This is a genomic window from Gaetbulibacter sp. PBL-D1 (genome assembly GCF_050509525.1).
GTDB classification, from domain to species: Bacteria; Bacteroidota; Bacteroidia; order Flavobacteriales; family Flavobacteriaceae; genus Gaetbulibacter_B; species Gaetbulibacter_B jejuensis.
This window is the reverse complement of the sequence record NZ_JBNWKB010000010.1, coordinates 155,001-157,819: the sequence shown is the minus strand read 5'-3', so window position 1 is coordinate 157,819 and position 2,819 is coordinate 155,001. Positions and strand designations below refer to the sequence as shown.

Annotated in this window: 2 tRNA genes and 2 rRNA genes (1 of these 4 only partly in view); all 4 read left to right on the top strand. The window is 44.4% G+C overall.

The features are described 5' to 3' along the window. Positions 1-361: 361 nt before the first annotated feature. Positions 362-1,887 (top strand): 16S ribosomal RNA (locus ACQ0RB_RS10480). Between the two features lie 83 nt (positions 1,888-1,970). Beyond that, positions 1,971-2,044, top strand: a tRNA-Ile gene (locus tag ACQ0RB_RS10475). Positions 2,045-2,124: 80 nt separating this feature from the next. After that, positions 2,125-2,198: transfer RNA gene (locus tag ACQ0RB_RS10470), tRNA-Ala, on the top strand. Positions 2,199-2,325: 127 nt separating this feature from the next. After that, positions 2,326-2,819: ribosomal RNA gene (locus ACQ0RB_RS10465) — 23S ribosomal RNA — on the top strand; it runs 2,322 nt beyond the window's last position. The 16S and 23S rRNA genes sit together here with 2 tRNA genes alongside, the layout of an rRNA operon.

Genomic DNA, 2,819 nt, shown 5'->3' with positions numbered 1-2,819 from the left:
AAAAAAAAGTAAAAAAAAGTTTGCGATAAAGAAAAAATAGGTTGTATATTTGCAGCCGCTAAAAACGGGAACGTTGAGGCTAAAAGTTCACAAGAAATACTGATTAAGAAAAGGGTTTTGAATTGTTTCGAAAAAATTTTCAAAAAAAAATCAAAAAAGATTGTGGGATAAAAAAAAGGGTTTTATATTTGCACCCGCTTAACCGATAAGACGGTTTAGAAGAGAAGATAAAAGTTCATTAACATATTGAATTGACAGCGTAAAATTAGCATTGGAAACGATGTTAATTAAACAAAAGAATAGACCATTTTGAGTACTGAATAAAATTCCATATTAGTTGTTAAATAATATTTAAGATTTAACGATGAAGAGTTTGATCCTGGCTCAGGATGAACGCTAGCGGCAGGCCTAACACATGCAAGTCGAACGGTAACATAGAAAAGCTTGCTTTTCTGATGACGAGTGGCGCACGGGTGCGTAACGCGTATGCAATCTACCTTTTACAGGGGGATAGCCCAGAGAAATTTGGATTAATATCCCATAGTATCAAGAGTCGGCATCGGCATTTGATTAAAGATTTATCGGTAAAAGATGAGCATGCGTCCTATTAGCTAGATGGTGTGGTAACGGCACACCATGGCAACGATAGGTAGGGGCCCTGAGAGGGGGATCCCCCACACTGGTACTGAGACACGGACCAGACTCCTACGGGAGGCAGCAGTGAGGAATATTGGACAATGGGCGCAAGCCTGATCCAGCCATGCCGCGTGCAGGAAGACTGCCCTATGGGTTGTAAACTGCTTTTATACGGGAAGAAACACTCCCTCGTGAGGGAGCTTGACGGTACCGTAAGAATAAGGATCGGCTAACTCCGTGCCAGCAGCCGCGGTAATACGGAGGATCCAAGCGTTATCCGGAATCATTGGGTTTAAAGGGTCCGTAGGTGGATAATTAAGTCAGAGGTGAAATCCTGCAGCTCAACTGTAGAATTGCCTTTGATACTGGTTATCTTGAGTCATTATGAAGTGGTTAGAATATGTAGTGTAGCGGTGAAATGCATAGATATTACATAGAATACCAATTGCGAAGGCAGATCACTAATAATGTACTGACACTGATGGACGAAAGCGTGGGGAGCGAACAGGATTAGATACCCTGGTAGTCCACGCCGTAAACGATGGTCACTAGCTGTTCGGATTTCGGTCTGAGTGGCTAAGCGAAAGTGATAAGTGACCCACCTGGGGAGTACGTTCGCAAGAATGAAACTCAAAGGAATTGACGGGGGCCCGCACAAGCGGTGGAGCATGTGGTTTAATTCGATGATACGCGAGGAACCTTACCAGGGCTTAAATGTAAGTTGCATGATTTAGAGATAGATCTTTCTTCGGACTACTTACAAGGTGCTGCATGGTTGTCGTCAGCTCGTGCCGTGAGGTGTCAGGTTAAGTCCTATAACGAGCGCAACCCCTGTTGTTAGTTGCCAGCGAGTAATGTCGGGAACTCTAGCAAGACTGCCGGTGCAAACCGTGAGGAAGGTGGGGATGACGTCAAATCATCACGGCCCTTACGTCCTGGGCTACACACGTGCTACAATGGTAGGTACAGAGGGCAGCCACTGCGTGAGCAGGAGCGAATCCTAAAAACCTATCACAGTTCGGATCGGAGTCTGCAACTCGACTCCGTGAAGCTGGAATCGCTAGTAATCGGATATCAGCCATGATCCGGTGAATACGTTCCCGGGCCTTGTACACACCGCCCGTCAAGCCATGGAAGCTGGGAGTGCCTGAAGTCCGTCACCGCAAGGAGCGGCCTAGGGTAAAATTAGTAACTAGGGCTAAGTCGTAACAAGGTAGCCGTACCGGAAGGTGCGGCTGGAACACCTCCTTTCTAGAGAAAGACGACTAATAAGGAAGTTCAAAAAAGGAATAGTCTGTTCTTTTGCTGTTAATTTAAATGATCTATTATAGTAGAGTCTCATAGCTCAGCTGGTTAGAGCGCTACACTGATAATGTAGAGGTCGGCAGTTCGAGTCTGCCTGAGACTACTAAATTAATAGGAAATTCTGGAAGTTGAGTAGTGGTTATAGTCTAACTACTAACTACTATGTACTAACGACTAGTATATGGGGGATTAGCTCAGCTGGCTAGAGCGCCTGCCTTGCACGCAGGAGGTCATCGGTTCGACTCCGATATTCTCCACGATAGCGAAAGCTAAAAAGTTCATTGACATATTGAAAAAGATACATGAAAATTAGATAGAAATATTTAATAAAATTAAATTATTGTAACGAGCAATAATTGTAACTCATTAAAAAGACAAAAAGTACAATAAGCTAAATAAGAGCGTATGGGGAATGCCTAGGCTCTCAGAGGCGATGAAGGACGTGATAAGCTGCGAAAAGCTGCGGGGATTGGCACATACAAATTGATCCGCAGATATCCGAATGGGGCAACCCAGCATGTTGAAGACATGTTATCCGTAAGGAGGCGAACCCGGAGAACTGAAACATCTAAGTACCCGGAGGAGAAGAAAACAAAAGTGATTCCGTTAGTAGTGGCGAGCGAACGCGGAACAGCCCAAACCAGCATTGTTAAGGCAATGCTGGGGTTGTAGGACCACGATATTTAATGCGTAATGAACTAGAATGCTTTGGAAAGAGCAATCATAGAGGGTGATAATCCCGTATAGGTAAAAAACGTTATTGATAGTGGTATCCTGAGTAGTGCGGGACACGTGTAATCCTGTATGAATTTGGCGGGACCATCCGTTAAGGCTAAATACTCCTGAGAGACCGATAGTGAACTAGTACCGTGAGGGAA